An 18,333-nucleotide genomic window follows, 5' to 3' on the forward strand; every position below is an offset into this window, starting at 1 on the left:
GAGTGGTCAGGGGTTGTTGGGGGTGTCGCGATCGTCGGTGTTGTTGTCGGGGCCGTTGCGGTCGATGGTGTTGTCGGGGGTGTCGGTGTCGGTGTCGGTGTCGGTGTCGTGATCAGTGTCGGTTCCAGTACCCTTACTGGTGTCGTCGCTGCTGCCGTGGCTGGTGTCGTCGGTATCGCTATCAGGGCCACTGCCAGTGTTGGCGTCGGCCCCGGTAACGACGCTACGACTCTGCTCTCGAGTGTGCTCACGGTCGGTGGTCTGGTGGGAGTCTCGAGTGTGTTCGTGCCCCCGATCGGATTCGTGATCGTGGCCACGTTCGTGTTCAGCCCCTGTCTCGCGCTGGGTATCATGGGACGCTGGTACATCGTCGTCCGACGTAACGACCTCGACGTTTGCAGGCGTTGGTGTCGACAGTGGCCCGGCAGAACCCGGACCGCCATCGGTAAGCTCGGAGGGAGAACTGGTGTCTGCGGTGCCGCCAGCGCTGGGAGTGTCTCCCGTCGTCCCCTCCTGATTGGTGCGGTCATCAGAACCGCTCATCGCGCTCGCGATCCACGCACCGAGGAGGCTGATCAGAATCGCGCTCACGACGAAGACGGCGAGTCGCTCGCCCGCTGTCAGCGAGAATCCCTCGACGGTCAGCGGCCCAACCGCCGCCGGCGGGACCGCCAGCGGATCGATCAGTTGCTGTTGTTCGAGGAAGTACGCTGTGAATCCACGGACGACGAGGCCGACCGCGACCACGATGAACGGCAGGTTCAGGTAGGAGCTTCGTATTGGGTCCTCACCGATCACTTCGTCGAGCAGTCGACCGGCGCTTGCGGTGAGCGCTGCCATGGCTAACCAGGGAACGCTGTCGAAGGCAAACTGTACGGCAGGGATCCCAATACCCGCAGGATCGTCGAGATTCGAGACACCGAGTGCCCCGAAGAAGAGGCCGACGAGCGTCAATCCGGCGGCGACGACGTAGGTGACGACCGACACCTGCCCGGAGTACAGCGACTCGCGGACCTGGTGGCCAAAGCCAGTCATGATCTCGTCGATGTTGAACCCCTTGTACAGCAAGAAGAGGCCGATGACAGTCGTAATCGCTGCTGCACCCTCCGCAGGACTTGTCACGGTCGCAAGCATCGGGAAGACGAGCAACGTCAACCCAACCGGGATGAGAACCGTCTGGCGAAGCTCCTCGTCTGCGAGGAACTGCTTCAGCAGATAGTACGTCGACTCGATGTCTCGTGCCTGTCGAACGACGACCCGATCGACCGAGTCGACCCGCACCCGGCTCTCGACGATCGGCACCAGTCGTTCGTCCTCTGCGCTGTCGATCACGACGACCGCGGAATCCGGGTCGTGCTCTGCGATGAGTTCGTCAAGCTGGCGGGCAACTGCCCTGTCTGCCGAGACCATCGACTCTCGGTCACCGGAGACGACCGCTACGACTGTCTCCTCGTCCTCGTCACGAAGCGACTGGGCGACGCGTAAGGTCTCGAGGAGCGTGTTCACTCCCGAGTCCTCCGGATCTGCGAGCCCGATATCGGTGACGAGTGCCCGGACGGCCTCCCATCCGACGATCGGTGATCGGAGACCGGTCTTCCGACCAACATCGTCGGTCCGATCCAGACAGACGACCAGCGTTGTCACGATTGCTGTTGCATTCCGTATAACGATAAAACCACTTACTCGCGACGCACTGTGACCGGTGAGAGTCGCCGCCGGCGCCGTTGCCATCCGATTCGCGACGACTGTGTAGAAACGTCGTGACGCAGAGTGCAATGGTGTTGGTTGCACAATGGGTGGCGGCGCAATGGAACAACAGCGCGGTAACACAATAGCGCGGTGACACAGTGAGTGTCCCAGTGGGCAGACAACAGACACGTATCTGATTGTCTATAGTAACAACTGCAACTAGTTACACACTTATCGCCGAGCAGGCTGGCGATCGGGTGTGCAGTGACTTGCAGTGGCTACTATAGCTTTCCAATCGCCCAGTCGTCAAATAGTCAAATAATCAAATTGTCGGATCGTCGAATCGTCAAATAGTCGAATCGCTGTGACTGACCTCGCTCAATTCCGCAGTCGAAGCCTGAATTCCCTGTCAGCGCCCAGCCCGGCAATACCAGCACCGAACGCATACGCGACCTGCTGGGCACCCGTCCCTAGACGCGCCATCAGCGGCCGCTGGGGCTCGAACTCCTCGATCACGACCTCGTCCGTCTCGAGTTGGTCCGTCAGCTCGTCCTCGAGATCTCGTCGCGTGCCGAGCTCGTCGACCAGCCCCAGCTCGTGGGCCTCTTCGCCGAGGTAGATCCGGGCTTCGGTGTCGCGGACGAACTCGGGATCCATGTCGCGTCCGTCACTGACCCGGTCAACGAACGTCTCGTAGTAGTCGTCGATCAGCCCCTGGAGGTACGCACGCTCGTCCTCCTCGAGTTCTTTCAGTGGCGTCCCGGCGTCTTTGAACTCGCCAGCGGCAAAGCGCTCGTAGGAGAGGCCGACCTTCTCGGCGAGGTCGCTGGCGTTGACGCGCGAGCCGATGACGCCGATAGAGCCGACGATAGAGCCGTCACGAGCCCAGAGTGCGTCACAACCGCTCGCGATCCAGTAGCCGCCGCTCGCACAGACGTCGTTGGTGTAGGCGACAGTCGGCCCGTCGAAGCGTTCGGCGGCGAGCCGAATATCGTCGCTCGGAACGACCTCGCCACCCGGTGTGTTCAGTTTCAGAAGGAGCGCATCGACGTTCTCGTCCTCGTCAGCGCGGTCGATCTGCTCGACGATGTCGTCGGCCGGCGTCGACTGTGGCCGCGAGGGAAGCGGGCCACCGCCACCGCCGTCACGGGTGATCGGCCCCTCGACGGCAACTTCGGCAACGTTGTAGCTCGCGAACATCGAACTCGCGATGCCACTGATAACCTTGATTCCGAGGAGGATCACGACGAGTGCGATAACGAGTCCGAACAGATCCGTCAACGAATCGGGATAGAAGACGAATAACCCGACGCTCAGGATCGCTACTGCTATGATTCCGAGTACGACCACGGCGAGCTGTCCGATCTCTCGCGTCTCAACCATCACAGACACCTCTGTTCATGTCGGTATCTCTGAGTGCTGTCCTGTTAACCGTTGTCGTCGCGTCTGCTGTGAGAGGGGGGACAGGAGAGCGGTGACACATCCACGCGACAATGGAACAGGACAGCACCGTGACAACGGAAAACGACAAAGAGAAAAAAACCGCAGCGTTCTCAGCCAGTGACTGTTACACCGATCGCGTCTCGGCGTGTCTGCCACCACAGCAGCCGCTGTCTCTCGTCAGTTCTTCTCGCCACCATGCCGTCGTCCAACTGGCGCCCGTACTGTCACCAGTAAGAGAAACACGCTCAACAGTACGCCGAGCGTGGGACGAATCGAGCGCAGACGACGCGCTTAGAGCAGTCCCGTCTTCTGGAGCTTCATCAGGTCCTCGGTATCGAGGGTTTCGCCCTCCTTGAACTTCTGATAGATCTCCTCGGCCTCTTCTTTGGCCTCCTCTTTCTTCTTGTCGCGTTCGGACTTGCGCTCTTGCTCTTCTTCCTTGTCGAGCTCGCGCAGGCGCTTCTGGACGCGGACGAAGTCCTCGTGGTGCTGGTCGGCTGCTTCCTGGGCCTCGACGAACTTCTCGTGCATCTCGTCGGCCTCGTCACGGATGTCGTCGGCCTCGCGGTAGGCCTCGATCATCTGATTGTGATGTTCCTGGGCCTTGTCCGCAAGCTCCGTCACCTTCTGGTGGTGCTGGGATGCCTCGGAGCGAACCTCCTCAGCTTCCTCGACGAGTTCCTCGAGATCCTCGTTCTGCTCGAGCTTTCCCTTGCGCTCTTCGTACTCTTCGCGCTTGGACTCGATCTTCTCGATGAGTTCCTGCTCTTCCTCACTCGAGAGGACCTCGGTCTGCTGCTTGAACTCGAGTTGCTCGATTTCCTCTTCGAGCTCTTCGAGATCCTTGCCCTCGTCGAGCTCCATATCGGACTTGAGCTTGTCGACCTTGTCGAAAAGTTCGTTGGCGTCGGCGTTGAGCTCGTTGCGCTTGTCCTTGTGCTCCTGGACTTGCTCGTTGAGCTCGTCGCGCTGTTCGCGGTGTTCCTGGGCTTCGTCGACCTTCTCACGCGTCTTTGCGTTCAGGTCGTCGCGCTTGGATGCGCGCTCGGATGCCATCTGGTTCAGGTCGTTTCGCCGGTCTCGGAGCTGACCGGCCATCTTGATGAGCTGTCCTTTGGAGTTGTTTTCGAGGTCGTCGTCTGTCAGTTCGATGTTTTTCGATTCGTCTACCATGTGTTATTCAAACCTCTGTGCCATACCCGCACCGGCCCGCGTTCGCGTCTGCGTCTGGTTTTGGTTCTGCACCAACTGTACCAACTGCTGCGTTCGCGTTCGTGGTATACAGCGATCGCTCACAATCTGCGAAACCTCGGTGAATAAGATTTCCTGTCATCGATCGTCGAGCGATACGCGCCCCGGTGGCGTTCTGGTACCGGTATCTACTGGTGCCTGTAATTTAAATGTACCGGTCCACAACTCCGTGAAAACCGTTATCAGGGGCCGTGTTCCACCCGCTCGTTCACGATGGCGATTCTACCGGCGTATAAATATGTACGTCGCGTACCTATTCTGTCGGCCACGACTCGACTCAGCCGGTCTACTGTCACGATTTACCGGCGCAACCGCAGGATGGGTCGTGGGACAGAAATGACGGACAGCAGTCCGTCTTAGAAGAGATTCTCGAGTCGGTCGTCCGTAAACTGTTCGATGTGGTCGGGTTCCTCGGTGTCCTGTTCGCGCTGTGCCTCGCGCGCACGCTCCATGAACTCCTCGATGCGCTGTGAGCGCTCTGCCCCACCGAGGAGGACGAGGGCACCGAGTCGGTCGCTCTCGAGTGGGAAGTCTCCACCCCGTACCTGCATGCTCCCGGTTTCGTCCTCGAGCCAGCGCCGAGACTTTTCGACACCCTTGCGCGGGATTTTCTCGGGATCGCCGGCGATGACGAGCAGCGCGGAATCGGCTGTCGTCGCATCCGGAAGGCTCGTCCCGGTCAAGAGTGCCTGTCGGGAGACGCTCATCGCCGTCCGGACGTTCTCGGCGCTGTCGTCGCTTGCAACCTCGCTCGCGTAGCCGAGGGTCGCAATGCCACCGCTTCGCAGCGTGTTGATGACTTCACTCGAGTCAACCACGCTCTCGCCGACGCCCTCGGTTGCTTCGCCGGAGGCGAACAGGAGGCCGACGCGGCGGGCGATTTTCTGGTTGATCGTCTTGAACGCCCCCTCGACGCTCTCGCCCTGCTCGTGCCAGGCGTCGTTGTCGATGAGGAGGGTCGAATCTGCCTCGCGGGCGAGTGTCTTCAGCGAACGGCCGGCGTTGGCCTGGTAGAGCGCGCCTTCGTTGCGTCCCGGGAGGACACCGAGGGCGTAGACGGGGACGTCGTACACTTGCTGGAGGTGATGGACAAGTACCGGTGCGCCACCGCTGCCGGTGCCGCCGCCGAGCCCGGCGACGACGAAGATCGCTTCGGCGCTCGAGGTCACGCGACCATCCAGAGCACCCAACACCTGCTGAATGTCCGATTGCATGACCTCGGTTCCGAGTTCGTTGTCGCCACCGACCCCGTGGCCGTTGACGCGATCGGCACCGATTAGCTGTGTGTCGACAACATCGAGGGACCGAAGGTCGGGTTTCGCGGAGTTGACCGCCAGCGCGCCACGGACTGCACCAAAGCCCATGTCCGCATCGAATCGAGCGAGTCGTTCCGTGACCTTCCCACCGGCCTGACCGACTCCGATCAGGGCTACTTTCATACCGCTATCCTGTGAGTGCAAGGTGTTGAACGTTCCGGTGTGCGTACCAGTCACTCTCCTTTCAATGGTCCATTGACTGCCAGTCAGTCAGTCATCTCGTACCGTTCACCCAGCAGTCAGCCAGTTATCGCGCACCGGTGCCATTGCGGATGATAACCCACTTGTGGCCGCCCGCTGTCACTCCCGATATGTTCTACGAACAGCGGATGGCCGTTCCCGACTCACCTGCAGACCTGCGAGCGGAGTATGCTGCCGACCTCGCCGGCGTCGTCGACCAGCACGGCGCGAGCACCATCGCCGACGACACCGAACTGGATGCAGCAACGCTCGAGGACCTCGATGCCGACACCGTCGCCGACCTCTCACTCGAGGAGGCGGCCCAGATTCAGTCCCAGGTAGACGGCGAACCGGACGCCGGGACGATCGTCGAAATCGCGTGTGAACACCTGCTGCTCGGGATGACGACGGCCGTGCTCGACGTGGACGCCGTCGAGAGCGAGCTGGCAATCGAGATGGACGCAAAGGAAATCCAGCAGAAGATCGAACGCCGCGCGCCAATGAGCTTCGAGGAGTACGTTCAGCTCCAGCACACGATCGTCGATAGCGCGCGATAAGCGGCAGCGTGCGCTCGGTGTCGAATCCAGACACCAAACGCCAACCCGGCTTCGTCTCCGGAGACCATACTCAGCTTCGGCTCCGGTGCCGTTATTGCCTCACGCACGCGACCTGCAACTATGACTATGCGAGTTGCACTCCTCGGCTGTGGCTACGTCGGCCTCGAACTCGGCCGCCAGCTCAGCGCCAACGGACACCACCCGATCGGCATCCGCCGCTCGGACGACGGCATCGCCGCAATCGAAGCCGCCGGTTTCGACGCCGTCCAGGCCGACGTCACCGACCGCGACGACCTCCAGGCAGTTCCGGACGTCGACGCCATCGTCTTCGCCGCCAGCAGCGGCGGCCGTGGGGCCGACGCAGCGCGGGAAATCTACGTCGACGGCCTCCGAACCGCCATCGAAGCCTTCGGCGAGCGCGACTCGCCATCGAAGCCCGACCGGCTCGTCTACACCTCCTCCACCGGCGTCCACGGCGACCACGACGGCGACTGGGTCGACTCCGAGACGCCGATCGAACCCACGACACCCAAAACCGAAGTGCTCGCCGAGGCAGAGCAGATTGCACTCGAGTACTCCGCCGAGTTCGGGATCGACGGCACGGTCGCGCGCTATGCCGGTCTCTACGGGCCGGACCGGTACCGGTTACAGCGCTATCTTGAGGGGCCGGTGACAGAGGGCTATCTCAACATGGTCCACCGCGACGACGCCGCGGGGGCAGTTCGGTTCCTCCTCGAGGAGGATCTCGGTCGCGGAGAGGTCGTGCAGATTGTCGACGACGAACCGGTCGAAAAGTGGGCTTTTGCGGACTGGCTAGCGGACGGGTGCGGGCGTGAGCACCCACCGAAGCGGACGAAAGCGGAGCGACTTGCGGATGGCGACCTCTCGGAGCCGGCACAGCGACGTATTCTGACGAGTAAACGCTGTGCAAACGACCGGCTGCGCGAGTTGGGATACGAGTTTAGCTATCCGACGTTCCGTGAGGGATACCGGGCGGCGATTGAGTCGGTCTGTGACGGTGAGTCGTAGCGATCACGCCGATCACGCCGATCACGCCGATTCGCGCTCTGGGTCGTGATCCCTGTCAATCTGGGTGAACACGTACCAGAATCCGATCAGGATGGCGAAGAACACCACGCCAATCCCGACTCGGAGTGCGATTTCTTCGAACCCGCTCATTTCGGCTTGCACCAGTGCAGCCGCCCAGCCACCGCCGACGATGGCGAAGCCGGTCGCAACGATGATCATGATGAGGAGTCTATCGGTGGGAACGTTCATCACGGTCAGTTCGACTCGAACGTGGGTAAATGACAAGCCTGAGTTCGCCACGGCCGGTCAATGACAGCCATACCGCACTCAGTACCGCCGTGACGGGAGCACCTCACAGTGAATCAACACTCACAAATCGATGACCGTCACAAACGGGGGAAATTTCTTGGTTGTTGAATTTGAGTGTCCGGTATGGACGTTCAGGACGCCTCGACGAAAATGGGGGCCGTCGAGGCGGCAACAGAGCGGCCGGTCGCAGCCATGGAAAGCGCCGTCGATTCGCTCGGAGCGCTCGATCCACTGGTCCTCTCGCTGTTGATTCTCGCACTCGTCGGTCTCGCACTTGGCAGCTGGTGGCTCGTCCGCTGGTTTCGCCGACCACCTGGCGTTCGACTCCAGCGCGTGCTCGCAGACTACGACGACGTGACGGTGTTGATGCACCCGAACCCAGACCCGGACGCGATGGCGTGTGCACTGGGCGTCTCCGCAATCGCACACGACGTGGGGACGGAGACGACGCTGCAGTATCCCGGCGAGATCCGCCACCAGGAGAACCGCGCCTTCCGAACCGTGCTCGGCCTCGACCTCGAGCAGATCGCCTCGAGTTCCGAACTCGCAAGCGACGCCGTCGTGCTGGTCGACCACAACACGGCGCGTGGCTTTACGGGTGCACAGACGGTCGAACCAGTCGCCGTCGTAGATCACCATCCCGGCAACGGTACGGGAACGAAGTTCACCGACGTGCGTACGGACTACGGCGCAGCCTCTACGATCGTCGTCGAGTACCTCGAGGAACTCGGAGCCGTCTCCGAGGCAGACGACGAGGACGGACTCACGCTCGCGGCCGAACTGGCAACCGGACTGCTCTACGGCATCCAGTCCGATACGGACCATCTGACCAACGGCTGCTCACGAGCCGAGTTCGACGCCTGCGCGTACCTCTTCTCGGAGATCGACGAGGACCTCCTGGAGCGAATCGCGAACCCGCAGGTCAGCGACGACGTGTTACAGATCAAGGCCACGGCGATCACCGAAAAGCGAATCGAGGGACCGTTCGCGATCTGCGATGTTGGGACGATATCGAACACCGACGCGATCCCGCAGGCTGCGGACGAGTTGATGCATCTGGAGGGCGTCACCGCTGTCGTCGTCTACGGCGAGAGCGACGGCACGATCCACCTCTCGGGCCGGTCGCGCGACGACCGCGTCCACATGGGCGAAACGCTGCGCCACGCGGTGAACGACATCCCGATGGCGAACGCTGGCGGTCACGCGCGAATGGGTGGCGGCCAGATCTCGGTCGATCATATGCGAGGGCTCGGTCCCTCCGACGGCGTCGACAAGGCCGAGTTCGAAGAACGGCTGTTTGCAGCGCTCTCCGGCGAACGGTAATCCGCCCGTTGTCACTCCCAAACTCACGACTCTCTGAACTGAACAGCACATGCGAACGCTCGCAATCAGTAACCAGTAATCAGTAACCAGTCCAAAAAGTAGTCCGGCAGAGCTCGCGCGGTCGCTCGCTGCAGGCCCGGCGACGGATGTGGTGGCCGTCAGCGGACGAAGCAAAGGGAGAGAGCGGGACTTCGGTCAGTAACGAGTGGAGCGGGAGGTGCGCCCCAATCCAGTCCTATCGGATCTCTTTCCACTCAGCAGCGCAGTCGGGGCAGATCCGAACCGTCTTGATCTGATCCGGATCGTTCTCGGTCTTCAGCGGCTTCTCGCACTCGTTGCAGACGAGTCGGTCGTAGGTGTCTTTGTCGAGTTCGCCCTCTCGAAGTGCCTTTCGGACAGATTTCATGTTCACTGCTTTGGAAGGTCTAGATGAAAAAGACCGGGGCTTCGCCGTTGACATAATTGCCCTCTCAGGTGGGTATCGGGCTCGATATCTGTTGCGATAGAAACATGTTATGGGATACCACGACAGCCGATGAGCCGTGGCCATTTTACCGATCCGCCCGAACACTCTACCGATGGAGTACGTCCAGGAGCGGATCGCGACGCTTCACGACTTCCGCGCCCTCCGCGGACACCACACGGAGACAGCGAGAGAAGGTGGAGGAGACAGAGACGAAGACGCAGACACCGATACCGCCACCACAAACGGCGAGGACGAGCACCAGCGCCCCGTCGCTGCCGCGCCCGACACCGCCACCCCCGCGCTCAATCTCGACGCATATCTCCGCAAGACTGCCGTTATTGTCCCGATGGCCGGCCGCGAACACGAGAGTCCCGCCGCCGAGCGCGTGCTCACGGAACTCGAGTCCCTCTCGCCTGCGCCCGCCGCCGTCTTCGTTCCCGTTCGCACCGCTCCGGACCGAATCGATGCGTTTCGCGAGTGGCTCAGTGGCTTCTCGCTGCCGATCCGACTCCTCTGGTGCAACGCGCCCGGCGTCGAAGCACGACTGGCCGACGCCGGACTGCCCCACGGCCCGGAGACGGGGAAGGGGCGCGACGTCTGGCTCGCGCTCGGTCCGGCTGCCGAGGCGGCCGACTACGTTGTGGTTCACGATGCGGACGCGCGAAGCTACGAGGCCGACCACGTTCGCCGACTGCTGGCACCGCTTTCGATGGCGGACCAGAAGTTCGAATTCGTGAAAGGGTACTACGCGCGCATCGAGGATGAGCAGCTCTACGGCCGGCTGTTTCGGCTGTTCTACCAGCCGCTGTTGCGCGCGCTCGAAGCGGGTCCCGGTGGTGCAACTGGGAGCGACCACGAAACCGACCCCGGTGGTGCAACTGGGGCCGACCACGAAACTGGCACGGCCATCCTCTCGTACCTCACCGCCTTCCGCTACGCCCTGGCCGGCGAGTTCGCCATGACCGCCGCCCTCGCTCGCCGCATCCGCGCCCCGCAGTCGTGGGGCCTCGAGGTCGGCGTGCTCGGCGACGCCTTCGAGCACGCCGGCTTCGCGGGCAGCGCACAGGTCGACCTCGGTCACCACATCCACGACCACCGCGCCGTCGCCGGCGACACCGGCCTCGAAGGCATGAGCCACGAAGTCGGCGCTACGCTCTTGACCGTCCTTGAGTCCGGCGGCGTCGAACCCCACTACGAGACGCTTCCCGAGCGCTACCTCGCGGCGGGCGACGAACTGATCGAGCAGTATCGCGCGGACGCAGCGTTCAACGGACTCGAGTACGAACGGGCGAGCGAGCGGGCGCAGTTGGAACGCTACGCTGGTGCACTCTCCCCGCCAGATTCCGACCCCCGACTCCCCCGGTGGACGGCTGCACCGCTCTCGCCGGCGGCGGTACTCGAGGCCGCCCGACCCTGGTTGGTTGATGGGGCTCGACCCGAACCGAACTCGAGTGACTGACTGTACACGGACGACTGACCGTACACAGACGGCTGACCGTACGCAGACGGCTGATTGTACACAAACGATTGACCGCGGACAACCGTCGCTCGTGTCAGCGCTCCACAGCCATCCAGGACGCCGGCTATCAATCTTTATCTGCGGACCACCCGTTACACCGCGTATGAACGCGACCGCCGACGAACTGGCCGGTGTCGTCGAGCTCTTCGGCGGGCTGACGCGCGCGGAACTCGAGCGCGCCCTCTCGGAGGCCGCCTACCGCGCTGACGGACAGTCCGTCGACGAGGACGCACTCGAGACGGCGATCGAGGAGGCGCTCGCGGCGTTCGCGCTCGTCCGCTACGACGGGAGCGAGGCCGACGCACCGCTGCTCGTCGCCGGTCCGACGGCGTTCCCGACGGTGCCGAACCACGCCGAGGACGTTCCCCATATCCTCGACGTCGAACCGCGCCGTCTCGACCGCGAAGCCCTCGGCGAGACCGCACACGACCGGTTCGCGACGGCAGTCGATCGGGCTCTGACGAACGACGACGCCGATCGACTCGAGACGCTCCTCGACGTTAGCTACGACCTCGAGGCCTGGGCACCGCTCGACCTGGCAGCCGAACGCGACGACCTCTCGGAGGCACTCGAGTGAGATGAGTCGGGTCCCCACCTTCGACCTCGATCCGGTTGCGGCACACGAACCCACCGGGATCGATGACCAGCGGTTCGACGCCGCGGTGCTCGCGCCGGTCATCGACCGAGACGGCGAGGATCACCTGCTGTTTACCCGCCGTGCGGACCACCTCGGCGAGCACCCCGGACAGATGAGCTTTCCCGGCGGCGGTGCCGAATCGGTCGACGATACCATTCTCGACACCGCGCTCCGGGAGGCCAACGAGGAGATCGGCCTCGATCCCGAGGAAGCGGAAATCGTCGGCCAACTCGACGACATCCGAACGATCAGCGAGTACGCGGTCACGCCGTTCGTCGCGCGCGTTCCCGACCGGACGTACGACCGACAGGCCAGCGAGGTCGCCGAAATCGTCGTTCTTCCGCTTTCCGGGCTGCTCGATCCCGAGAACTACGAGTACGAACGACGGGACCATCCGTACTACGGCGACATCGTCGTCCACTACTTCCATGTCGACGGCTCCACCGTCTGGGGCGCGACAGGTCGGATTCTCGTCCAGCTACTCGAGTTAGCGACCGAGTTTGAGGCTCCGGTTTCGGACGACCGCACGCGGAGGTAGGGATCCGTTACCGGCGGTATCCGTGGCCGGCCACCGAAAGAACCGCAGGGAACGTCAGCTTTTTGCGCGCGCCGCTCGCAGCAGGTGTATGGTCGCACAGACGATGGATCGAGTTCCGCACGGGCACCAGTAGTTTCACCCACAGTAGCTCCCGCGACAGGAGCCCACGGAGCCGCCGTCGACCTGTTTCTGTTCAGTTGCACCGTTCACACGGAGCGTTCGCTTCGTCTCGAATCACCAGCAGTCAGACTCTCACAATCACACCCACCAGTATCGACACCTCTCTCCGAGGTGGTCGCCAATGTTGACCACAAGTACCGTCTCGCGCGCCGGTCTGGACGCCATCGCGCTCAAACCAGCCGAGTGCGACGTCGAGCGAGCAACGGCCATCCCAGCCGACACCATCGCAATCGACTACGAGGGCCGCGAACACGTTCCCGACCGGGACACGATCGAGGCCCTCGCAGCCGACGCACGGGTCCTGCTGACGACACCGGTCAGAGCCGACGGCTTCGACCCGATCGGCGACAACTCGCTCGCCACCGAACTGCCGCCCGCGGTCGACCGCATCCTCGTCGCCGGCCACCCTGCCTACCTGACCGACGACGAACGCAGTCGCGCCGTCGCGCCACGGCTCGGGGCTGCACTCGAGTCCGCGCCAGAGTCCTGGGTCGGGACCGAGAGCGTCGAGCGCATCGCGATGGCGACGGGTGCGACCCAGTACGACCTGCTCTCGCGTTCGACGGAACGAGAGCTGCGTGCCCTGCGCGCGGCCGGTTTCGACGGCGACATCGCCGTCTACGCGCCGACGGTGCTCTCGGACGACGAGGACGTGATTCTGGACGCTGTCGGTGACTACGTCTCTCGCCGGCGTCCAGTTGCTTCGGCGCTGCCGGAAAGTGGTGACGAACAGACGGACTCGCGGGCGACGGGGCGTGCACGAGAGGTGTTGCTCGCTGCCGCGAACGACTACGCACTCGTCGGCACCGAGACCGACGTTCGAGAGCAGACCGACGCGCTGCGCGAGGCTGGCGGAACCACCGTGGTCGGCTACCCGGCGCGCGACATCGAGCCGTTTCTCGAGTAATCTCGCCCACCCCCCACACGTTTCGTTTCTTCGCGCGCAACGCCCGACGATATAAGTCACTGCGGCGACCAGAGGTCCGCATGACACTGCTCGCAGAGCGAACCACGACCGACGCCGCCGCCGACCTCGAGGCGGCCGAGGTTGCTGTTGTCCCGACTGGAAGCACCGAACAGCACGGCCCAGCGCTCCCGCTCGGCATGGACCACATGGCCGCGCAGGCGTTCGCCCGCTCCGCTGCCGACCGGGAGGATACGGTCGTTCTCCCAACGATTCCGGTCGGCGTCAGCGTTCACCACCGCCAGTTCGACGGCACGCTGTACGTCTCCGCGGAGACGTTCGAGCAGTACGTCGAGGAGACGATCGCGAGTCTCGCCGAGCACGGCGTCCGCAAGGCAGTCGTCGTCAACGGCCACGGCGGCAACAGCGGCGCGCTCCGGCGTGCTGCCAGAACGCTTCGCGACGAGGAAACTGCCTTCGCCCCGCCGTGGAACTGGTGGGACAGCGTCGAGGACGTCGCAGCCGATCTGTTCGACGAAGACGGCGGCCACGCCGACGCGATGGAGTCGAGCCTACTCTGGCACATCCGCGACGACCTCGTCCAGCCCGACGAACTCGAGGCCGCCGAAGCCGGCGCGAGCGAGTCCTGGGGCGAGTCGGTCCACGGTGCAGCGCTCGGGTTCGACACGATCGACTTCTCCGAGAGCGGCGCGGTTGGCCGGCCGACCCAGGCCGACCCCGAAAAGGGAGAGGCGCTGTTCGAAGCCGGTGCCGACCAGCTCGACGCACTGCTCGACTGGCTCGCAGCACAGCCACTCGAGGACTGCTGGGCGCGTGCGCACAAATGAGCGAGGACGCACCCGAACTCGCGGTCGGTGCCGACGCCTTCGTCGACCAGGGTGCCGGCCACTCTATCGCCGTCGTCGGCGCGGGAGCCGTCGGCGCGACCGCAGCGTACGACCTGGCTCGACAGGGAGCCGACGTAACCCTGTACGAGCGCGGTACCGTCGCAAACGCGTCGAGCGGCCGCGCAGCGGGCGTCTGCTATGACGCCTTCGCCGGGCCGATCGACGCCGAAATCGCGAGCGACGCGATCGAGCGCTTCCGCGCGCTGTCGGGCGACGAGACGTTCCCGTTCACCGAGTGTCCCTACGTCTGGCTCGCCCGCGAGGGCGACGACCGGCGCGCCGACGCGATCCGCGGCCAACTCGAGCGCATGCAAGCACAGGGCGTCGTCGCACTCGAGATGACTGCCGACGAACTCGCGGAGCGATTCCCGGCTGTGCGGGCCGACGACGTCGCGGTCGCGGGCGTCGCGGGCGGTGCGGGCTACACCGATCCCGGCCAGTACACCGCCTGCCTCGCCGCGGCGGCGACCGGCGCGGGCGCGACACTCGAGACGGAGACGCCGGTAAGCCTCGAGACCGATCCGGCACGGATCGTCCGCGACGATGGCACGACGGAGGCGTACGACGCCGTGCTCGTCACTGCCGGTGCACACACGAAGCGCCTGCTCGCGGACGCCGGGATTTCTATCGCGCTCAAGCCCTACCGCGTCCAGGCGCTCGTCGCGAGCTGTGACCATCCGGAGCCGATGTGTTACGACGCGACCGGTGGCTTCTATCTCCGCCCGCATCCCGAGGGGCTGCTCGCCGGCAACGGCACCGAGGAGTGGGAGGCCGATCCGGACGAGTACGACCGGGCGGCGAACGACGGCTTCGCCGACGACCTACTCGAGCGCGTCCGTCACCGGCTCCCCGACGCCGCCGGGATCGAACTCGAGCGCGCGTGGGCAGGGCTCTGCACAGCGACACCCGATCGAGATCCGCTGGTCGGCCAGCTAGAGGAAGGGCTGTACGTCGCGACAGGGTTCCAGGGCCACGGCTTCATGCGCGCGCCGGCGATTGGACAGCGGATCGCGGACCAGATCCTCGGTGGTGAGGGCATCGATGCCTTCGATCCGACCCGCTTCGACGGCGATGAGGAGTTCGACGTCGTCGAGGGGATGGGCGTTACGGACGACTGACAAACGGTTCGCATAGCCAGTTTGAACGGCTGCACACGCGTTTTCGCCACACCGTGGTCTCGCTCCCCTCGCGACAGGCGGGCAAACGTTTTAGTCGTGTGGTGGAGTACCACACCTGCGAACGATGGTTCACGCGTTTATCATGGTCAAGACGGCCGCCGGCAAGTCGGAGGGACTTCTCTCACAGATTACTGACATCGAGTCTGTCGCAGGTGCCCACATCGTCGCGGGGAACTACGACATCATCATCGAGATCGATGCCCCCGAAGTGTACGATGTGCTCAAGGCCGTCTCCTCAGATATTCAGGGCCTGGATGGCGTGACCGACACGAAGACATACATCGCGATGGATCAGAACGACGGCTGATCACGACACACCGGCTGTTTTTCCATATGTCGGCAGTGGCTCGTCCTCGGGACGGCGGGACTACTCTTCAAGTGCCGTCGCCAGCACAGATCGGACCGTCTCGAGTACCGACTCGGGAGATTGCGTCGCATCGACCCGAACGAATCGGTCTGCGTAGCGCTCGGCCAGCAGGTCGTAGTTCTCGCGGACGGATTCGAGATACGCGGCGTGCTCGAACTTGTTCGTCGATCCGGCGCGACGGGCGGCCGTCTCCGGGTCCAGGTCGAGGTAGATCGTCAGATCAGGCTCGATCGAGAACGGTTCGTGGACGTCGACGACGTACTCGAGTGGCTCCGCAATCCGACCGGTTTCTGCGAGCGTTGCGCCCTGGTAGGCGTAGCGGGAGTCGGCATAGCGGTCGGAGATGACGAGGTCGCCGCGCTCGAGGGCGGGTTCGATTTTGCGCGAGAGGTGGTCGGCGTGGTCGGCGGTGTAGAGGAAGAGTTCGGCGAGCGAGTCGGCGTCGTCGTCTTCGATAGAGCGGTAGACGGCATCGCCGTACCAGGAGTCGTTGGTGGGTTCGCGAGTGAAGACGGCGTCGGGATAGGTGTCCTGCAGGGCCTCCCAGACGGTGGTTTTGCCGCTGCCGTCGAGTCCCTCGAGCGTGACGAGCGTGGCCATGGATCTGCTCGCACGTCGTCGGGTGAAGTATTACAATCTGTCGAGAATCCGTCGTCGGTTTGGATACTCGGTGACGTGGATTTCCAACAGCACCGGCAGGATCGTCCCGAGTATCTGAGGGTGGCCCAAATACATCTTAATTAAATAAAAATAAATAATTCGAGTGGTTTAATAGAACGTAGTGAAGCGCCATACCGTGATAGTGATCGCAGTAGTGATCCCACTGTTCGTACTGGTCAGCGCCGGCAGCCTTGGATTCTATCTCAGTCCGTACGAACCGCTCGCTCCGGAGTATGCGGTCGCACACGAATCCACGAATGCGTTCGACGACGTACTCGAAAACCAGGAACTCGAGACGGACAATGCGAGACACGTGGGCTCCCTCTCACCGAGTGCACAGCGCGTCTTCGAAGACGCGACTGATCGCCCACCCGAAGTGAGAGGCGGTGTGTCGGGATGGCAGATAGCCGATGTCTCGGTCTGTCAGGACACGATGCTCGTCTGTGATGCGGTTCGCGACCCACCACTCGTTGACGATGGCACGTACACCGTGGTCGAACAGGACGACGAGCTGTACGTCGTGGAGACACAGCAGAATTTCCCACCGGCGCTGGGAACGACGGCGGTTAGCTACCTCACGTTCGCATTGGTCGCCGTCTTTGCTGGACTCCTCGCGCTGGTCGGGTACAAACACCGAGACGCGCGGACACTCGAGTCCGGTCTGCTCGCCGCCGCAGCCATCGGCGTGACCGTTGGCCTCTGGCCGTATCTCCTTCTGGTCGCCGGAATCGCGTCCTACTGGTGGCTGGTTTTGCCACTTATCTGTCTCGGGATTGGGCTGCTCGTCCGCCAGATTCAACTCCTGTTTCAGTACGCGGAGGCGAGGGCGTCTGAGACGCGGACCCGCAACTGATGCTGTTGGGACGCCGATCGCACCGCCGGGCCACGGCAACTACTTATTTGAGGAATCGGGCCCATAGAACAGCTATGAAGGTCCTCGTCGCCGGCGGCACTGGCTTTATCGGCTCCCATCTCTGCACCGAACTCGTCGAGCGTGGCCACGAGGTCACGTCCCTCTCTCGAAACCCAACGAGCGAGGACGCGGCCGACCTCCCCGACGAGGTCGATCTGGCCAGTGGCGACGTGAGCGACTACGATACAATCGTCGACACCGTTGCCGACCACGACGCCGTCGTCAACTTCGTCTCGCTCTCGCCGCTCTACCAGCCACCGAGCGGGACGGATCACGAGACGGTCCACCTCGGCGGCACCGAAAACCTCGTTCGTGCCGCCGAGGAGGGCGAGGTCGAGCGGTTCCTCCAGATCAGTGCGCTCGGCGCTGACCCCGATGGTCCGACGCCCTACATCCGCGCCAAGGGCCGCGCCGAAGAAATCGTCCGCGAGGCAGCCCTCGGCTGGACCATCGTCCGCCCGAGCATCGTCTTCGGCGACGGCGCAGAGTTCCTCGAGTTCACCAAGCAGCTAACTACACCCTACCTGACCGGACTTCCCGGCGGCGGCGAAACGCGTTTCCAGCCGATCTGGGTCGGCGACTTCGCCCCCATGCTCGCCGACGTACTCGAGGACGACACCCACGTCGGACAGACCTACGAGATCGGCGGCCCACAGATCGTCACCCTGGCCGACGCGACCGAACTCGTCTACGAGGCCGAGGGGCGCTCGGTGGCGATTCTGCCGATTCCGATGGCGCTGACGAAGCTCGGACTCGCGGTCGCCGATCCACTGCCGCTGATTCCCTTTGGCACCGAGCAGGGGGAGTCACTCGAGTTCGATAACACGGTCACAGAGAACGACGTGACGGCGTTTGGGGTCGAGCCAGAGGTCCTGTTGACACTTGGTTCGTATCTCGGCGTTCGGCCGGGAGAACCCCGCGAGGAGAGCCGCCCGCTCGCATAACACGGCGGCTGTCGGCTCCCAT

The 18,333-nt window shown here is 63.5% G+C and carries 19 protein-coding genes; 12 read left to right on the forward strand and 7 right to left on the reverse strand.

The window, feature by feature from the left end; translation table 11 throughout:
• Positions 1 to 6: 6 nt before the first annotated feature.
• The 4 genes from NMAG_RS12565 to NMAG_RS12580 all read right to left on the reverse strand — a co-directional run bounded on the left by NMAG_RS12565 (position 7) and on the right by NMAG_RS12580 (position 5,822).
• Positions 7 to 1,644, reverse strand: coding sequence for a DUF373 family protein (locus NMAG_RS12565; RefSeq protein WP_012996697.1), 1,638 nt, complete (start codon positions 1,642 to 1,644; stop codon positions 7 to 9).
• 423 nt (positions 1,645 to 2,067) lie between these two features.
• Positions 2,068 to 3,072, reverse strand: coding sequence for a signal peptide peptidase SppA (sppA, locus tag NMAG_RS12570; RefSeq protein ID WP_004215178.1), 1,005 nt, complete (start codon positions 3,070 to 3,072; stop codon positions 2,068 to 2,070).
• Between the two features lie 351 nt (positions 3,073 to 3,423).
• Positions 3,424 to 4,305 carry a coiled-coil protein gene (locus tag NMAG_RS12575; RefSeq protein WP_004215177.1) on the reverse strand — a complete coding sequence of 294 codons (882 nt, stop codon included), beginning with the start codon at positions 4,303 to 4,305 and terminating at the stop codon, positions 3,424 to 3,426.
• Between the two features lie 434 nt (positions 4,306 to 4,739).
• Positions 4,740 to 5,822 (reverse strand): tubulin/FtsZ family protein, encoded by a 1,083-nt coding sequence (locus tag NMAG_RS12580; protein ID WP_004215175.1) that lies wholly within the window; start codon positions 5,820 to 5,822, stop codon positions 4,740 to 4,742.
• 188 nt (positions 5,823 to 6,010) lie between these two features.
• On the opposite strand from NMAG_RS12580, the gene NMAG_RS12585 reads away from it, so the two are divergent.
• Both NMAG_RS12585 and NMAG_RS12590 read left to right on the forward strand, forming a co-directional pair.
• Entirely contained in the window at positions 6,011 to 6,436 is a 426-nt protein-coding gene (locus NMAG_RS12585; protein WP_004215172.1) for a DUF5791 family protein, read from the forward strand.
• A 126-nt stretch (positions 6,437 to 6,562) separates the two neighbouring features.
• A complete protein-coding gene (locus NMAG_RS12590; protein ID WP_049939273.1) occupies positions 6,563 to 7,465 on the forward strand; it encodes an NAD-dependent epimerase/dehydratase family protein in 903 nt (300 codons plus the stop codon).
• Between the two features lie 21 nt (positions 7,466 to 7,486).
• Here the strand turns inward: NMAG_RS12590 and NMAG_RS12595 are convergent, their stop codons facing one another.
• A complete protein-coding gene (locus NMAG_RS12595) occupies positions 7,487 to 7,714 on the reverse strand; it encodes a hypothetical protein (RefSeq protein ID WP_004215170.1) in 228 nt (75 codons plus the stop codon).
• Between the two features lie 183 nt (positions 7,715 to 7,897).
• Here NMAG_RS12595 and NMAG_RS12600 point away from each other — a divergent pair, with 183 nt between their 5' ends.
• The gene (locus tag NMAG_RS12600) at positions 7,898 to 9,097 is read left to right on the forward strand and encodes a DHH family phosphoesterase (RefSeq protein ID WP_004215169.1); all 1,200 of its coding nucleotides are present in this window, start codon (positions 7,898 to 7,900) and stop codon (positions 9,095 to 9,097) included.
• A gap of 235 nt (positions 9,098 to 9,332) precedes the next feature.
• Here NMAG_RS12600 and NMAG_RS22140 read toward each other — a convergent pair whose 3' ends face one another.
• Positions 9,333 to 9,503: an HVO_0758 family zinc finger protein gene (locus NMAG_RS22140; RefSeq protein ID WP_004215166.1), complete on the reverse strand. Its 171-nt coding sequence runs from the start codon at positions 9,501 to 9,503 to the stop codon at positions 9,333 to 9,335.
• 172 nt (positions 9,504 to 9,675) lie between these two features.
• Here NMAG_RS22140 and NMAG_RS12605 point away from each other — a divergent pair, with 172 nt between their 5' ends.
• From NMAG_RS12605 to NMAG_RS12635, 7 genes are all read left to right on the forward strand, one after another.
• On the forward strand, positions 9,676 to 11,022 hold the full coding sequence (locus NMAG_RS12605) for a glycosyltransferase family protein (RefSeq protein WP_004215164.1): 1,347 nt from the start codon (positions 9,676 to 9,678) through the stop codon (positions 11,020 to 11,022).
• Between the two features lie 163 nt (positions 11,023 to 11,185).
• Positions 11,186 to 11,659 (forward strand): DUF7109 family protein, encoded by a 474-nt coding sequence (locus NMAG_RS12610; protein WP_004215162.1) that lies wholly within the window; start codon positions 11,186 to 11,188, stop codon positions 11,657 to 11,659.
• Between the two features lies 1 nt (position 11,660).
• Positions 11,661 to 12,257 carry an NUDIX hydrolase gene (locus tag NMAG_RS12615; protein ID WP_004215160.1) on the forward strand — a complete coding sequence of 199 codons (597 nt, stop codon included), beginning with the start codon at positions 11,661 to 11,663 and terminating at the stop codon, positions 12,255 to 12,257.
• 301 nt (positions 12,258 to 12,558) lie between these two features.
• On the forward strand, positions 12,559 to 13,344 hold the full coding sequence (locus tag NMAG_RS12620) for a DUF7388 family protein (RefSeq protein WP_004215158.1): 786 nt from the start codon (positions 12,559 to 12,561) through the stop codon (positions 13,342 to 13,344).
• 80 nt (positions 13,345 to 13,424) lie between these two features.
• On the forward strand, positions 13,425 to 14,189 hold the full coding sequence (locus NMAG_RS12625) for a creatininase family protein (protein WP_004215155.1): 765 nt from the start codon (positions 13,425 to 13,427) through the stop codon (positions 14,187 to 14,189).
• Positions 14,186 to 15,367 carry an NAD(P)/FAD-dependent oxidoreductase gene (locus NMAG_RS12630; protein WP_004215153.1) on the forward strand — a complete coding sequence of 394 codons (1,182 nt, stop codon included), beginning with the start codon at positions 14,186 to 14,188 and terminating at the stop codon, positions 15,365 to 15,367. The genes NMAG_RS12625 and NMAG_RS12630 overlap by 4 nt, the downstream gene beginning before the upstream one ends.
• Positions 15,368 to 15,491: 124 nt before the next feature.
• On the forward strand, positions 15,492 to 15,734 hold the full coding sequence (locus NMAG_RS12635; RefSeq protein WP_004215151.1) for an Lrp/AsnC ligand binding domain-containing protein: 243 nt from the start codon (positions 15,492 to 15,494) through the stop codon (positions 15,732 to 15,734).
• 60 nt (positions 15,735 to 15,794) lie between these two features.
• Here the strand turns inward: NMAG_RS12635 and tmk are convergent, their stop codons facing one another.
• On the reverse strand, positions 15,795 to 16,394 hold the full coding sequence (tmk, locus tag NMAG_RS12640; protein WP_004215149.1) for a dTMP kinase: 600 nt from the start codon (positions 16,392 to 16,394) through the stop codon (positions 15,795 to 15,797).
• A gap of 214 nt (positions 16,395 to 16,608) precedes the next feature.
• Here tmk and NMAG_RS12645 point away from each other — a divergent pair, with 214 nt between their 5' ends.
• Together NMAG_RS12645 and NMAG_RS12650 are read left to right on the forward strand one after the other, a co-directional pair.
• The gene (locus NMAG_RS12645) at positions 16,609 to 17,307 is read left to right on the forward strand and encodes a hypothetical protein (RefSeq protein WP_004215148.1); all 699 of its coding nucleotides are present in this window, start codon (positions 16,609 to 16,611) and stop codon (positions 17,305 to 17,307) included.
• 74 nt (positions 17,308 to 17,381) lie between these two features.
• Positions 17,382 to 18,311: a complex I NDUFA9 subunit family protein gene (locus NMAG_RS12650; protein WP_004215147.1), complete on the forward strand. Its 930-nt coding sequence runs from the start codon at positions 17,382 to 17,384 to the stop codon at positions 18,309 to 18,311.
• Positions 18,312 to 18,333: the final 22 nt, after the last annotated feature.

The organism is Natrialba magadii ATCC 43099 (assembly GCF_000025625.1).
Lineage (GTDB): Archaea > Halobacteriota > Halobacteria > Halobacteriales > Natrialbaceae > Natrialba > Natrialba magadii.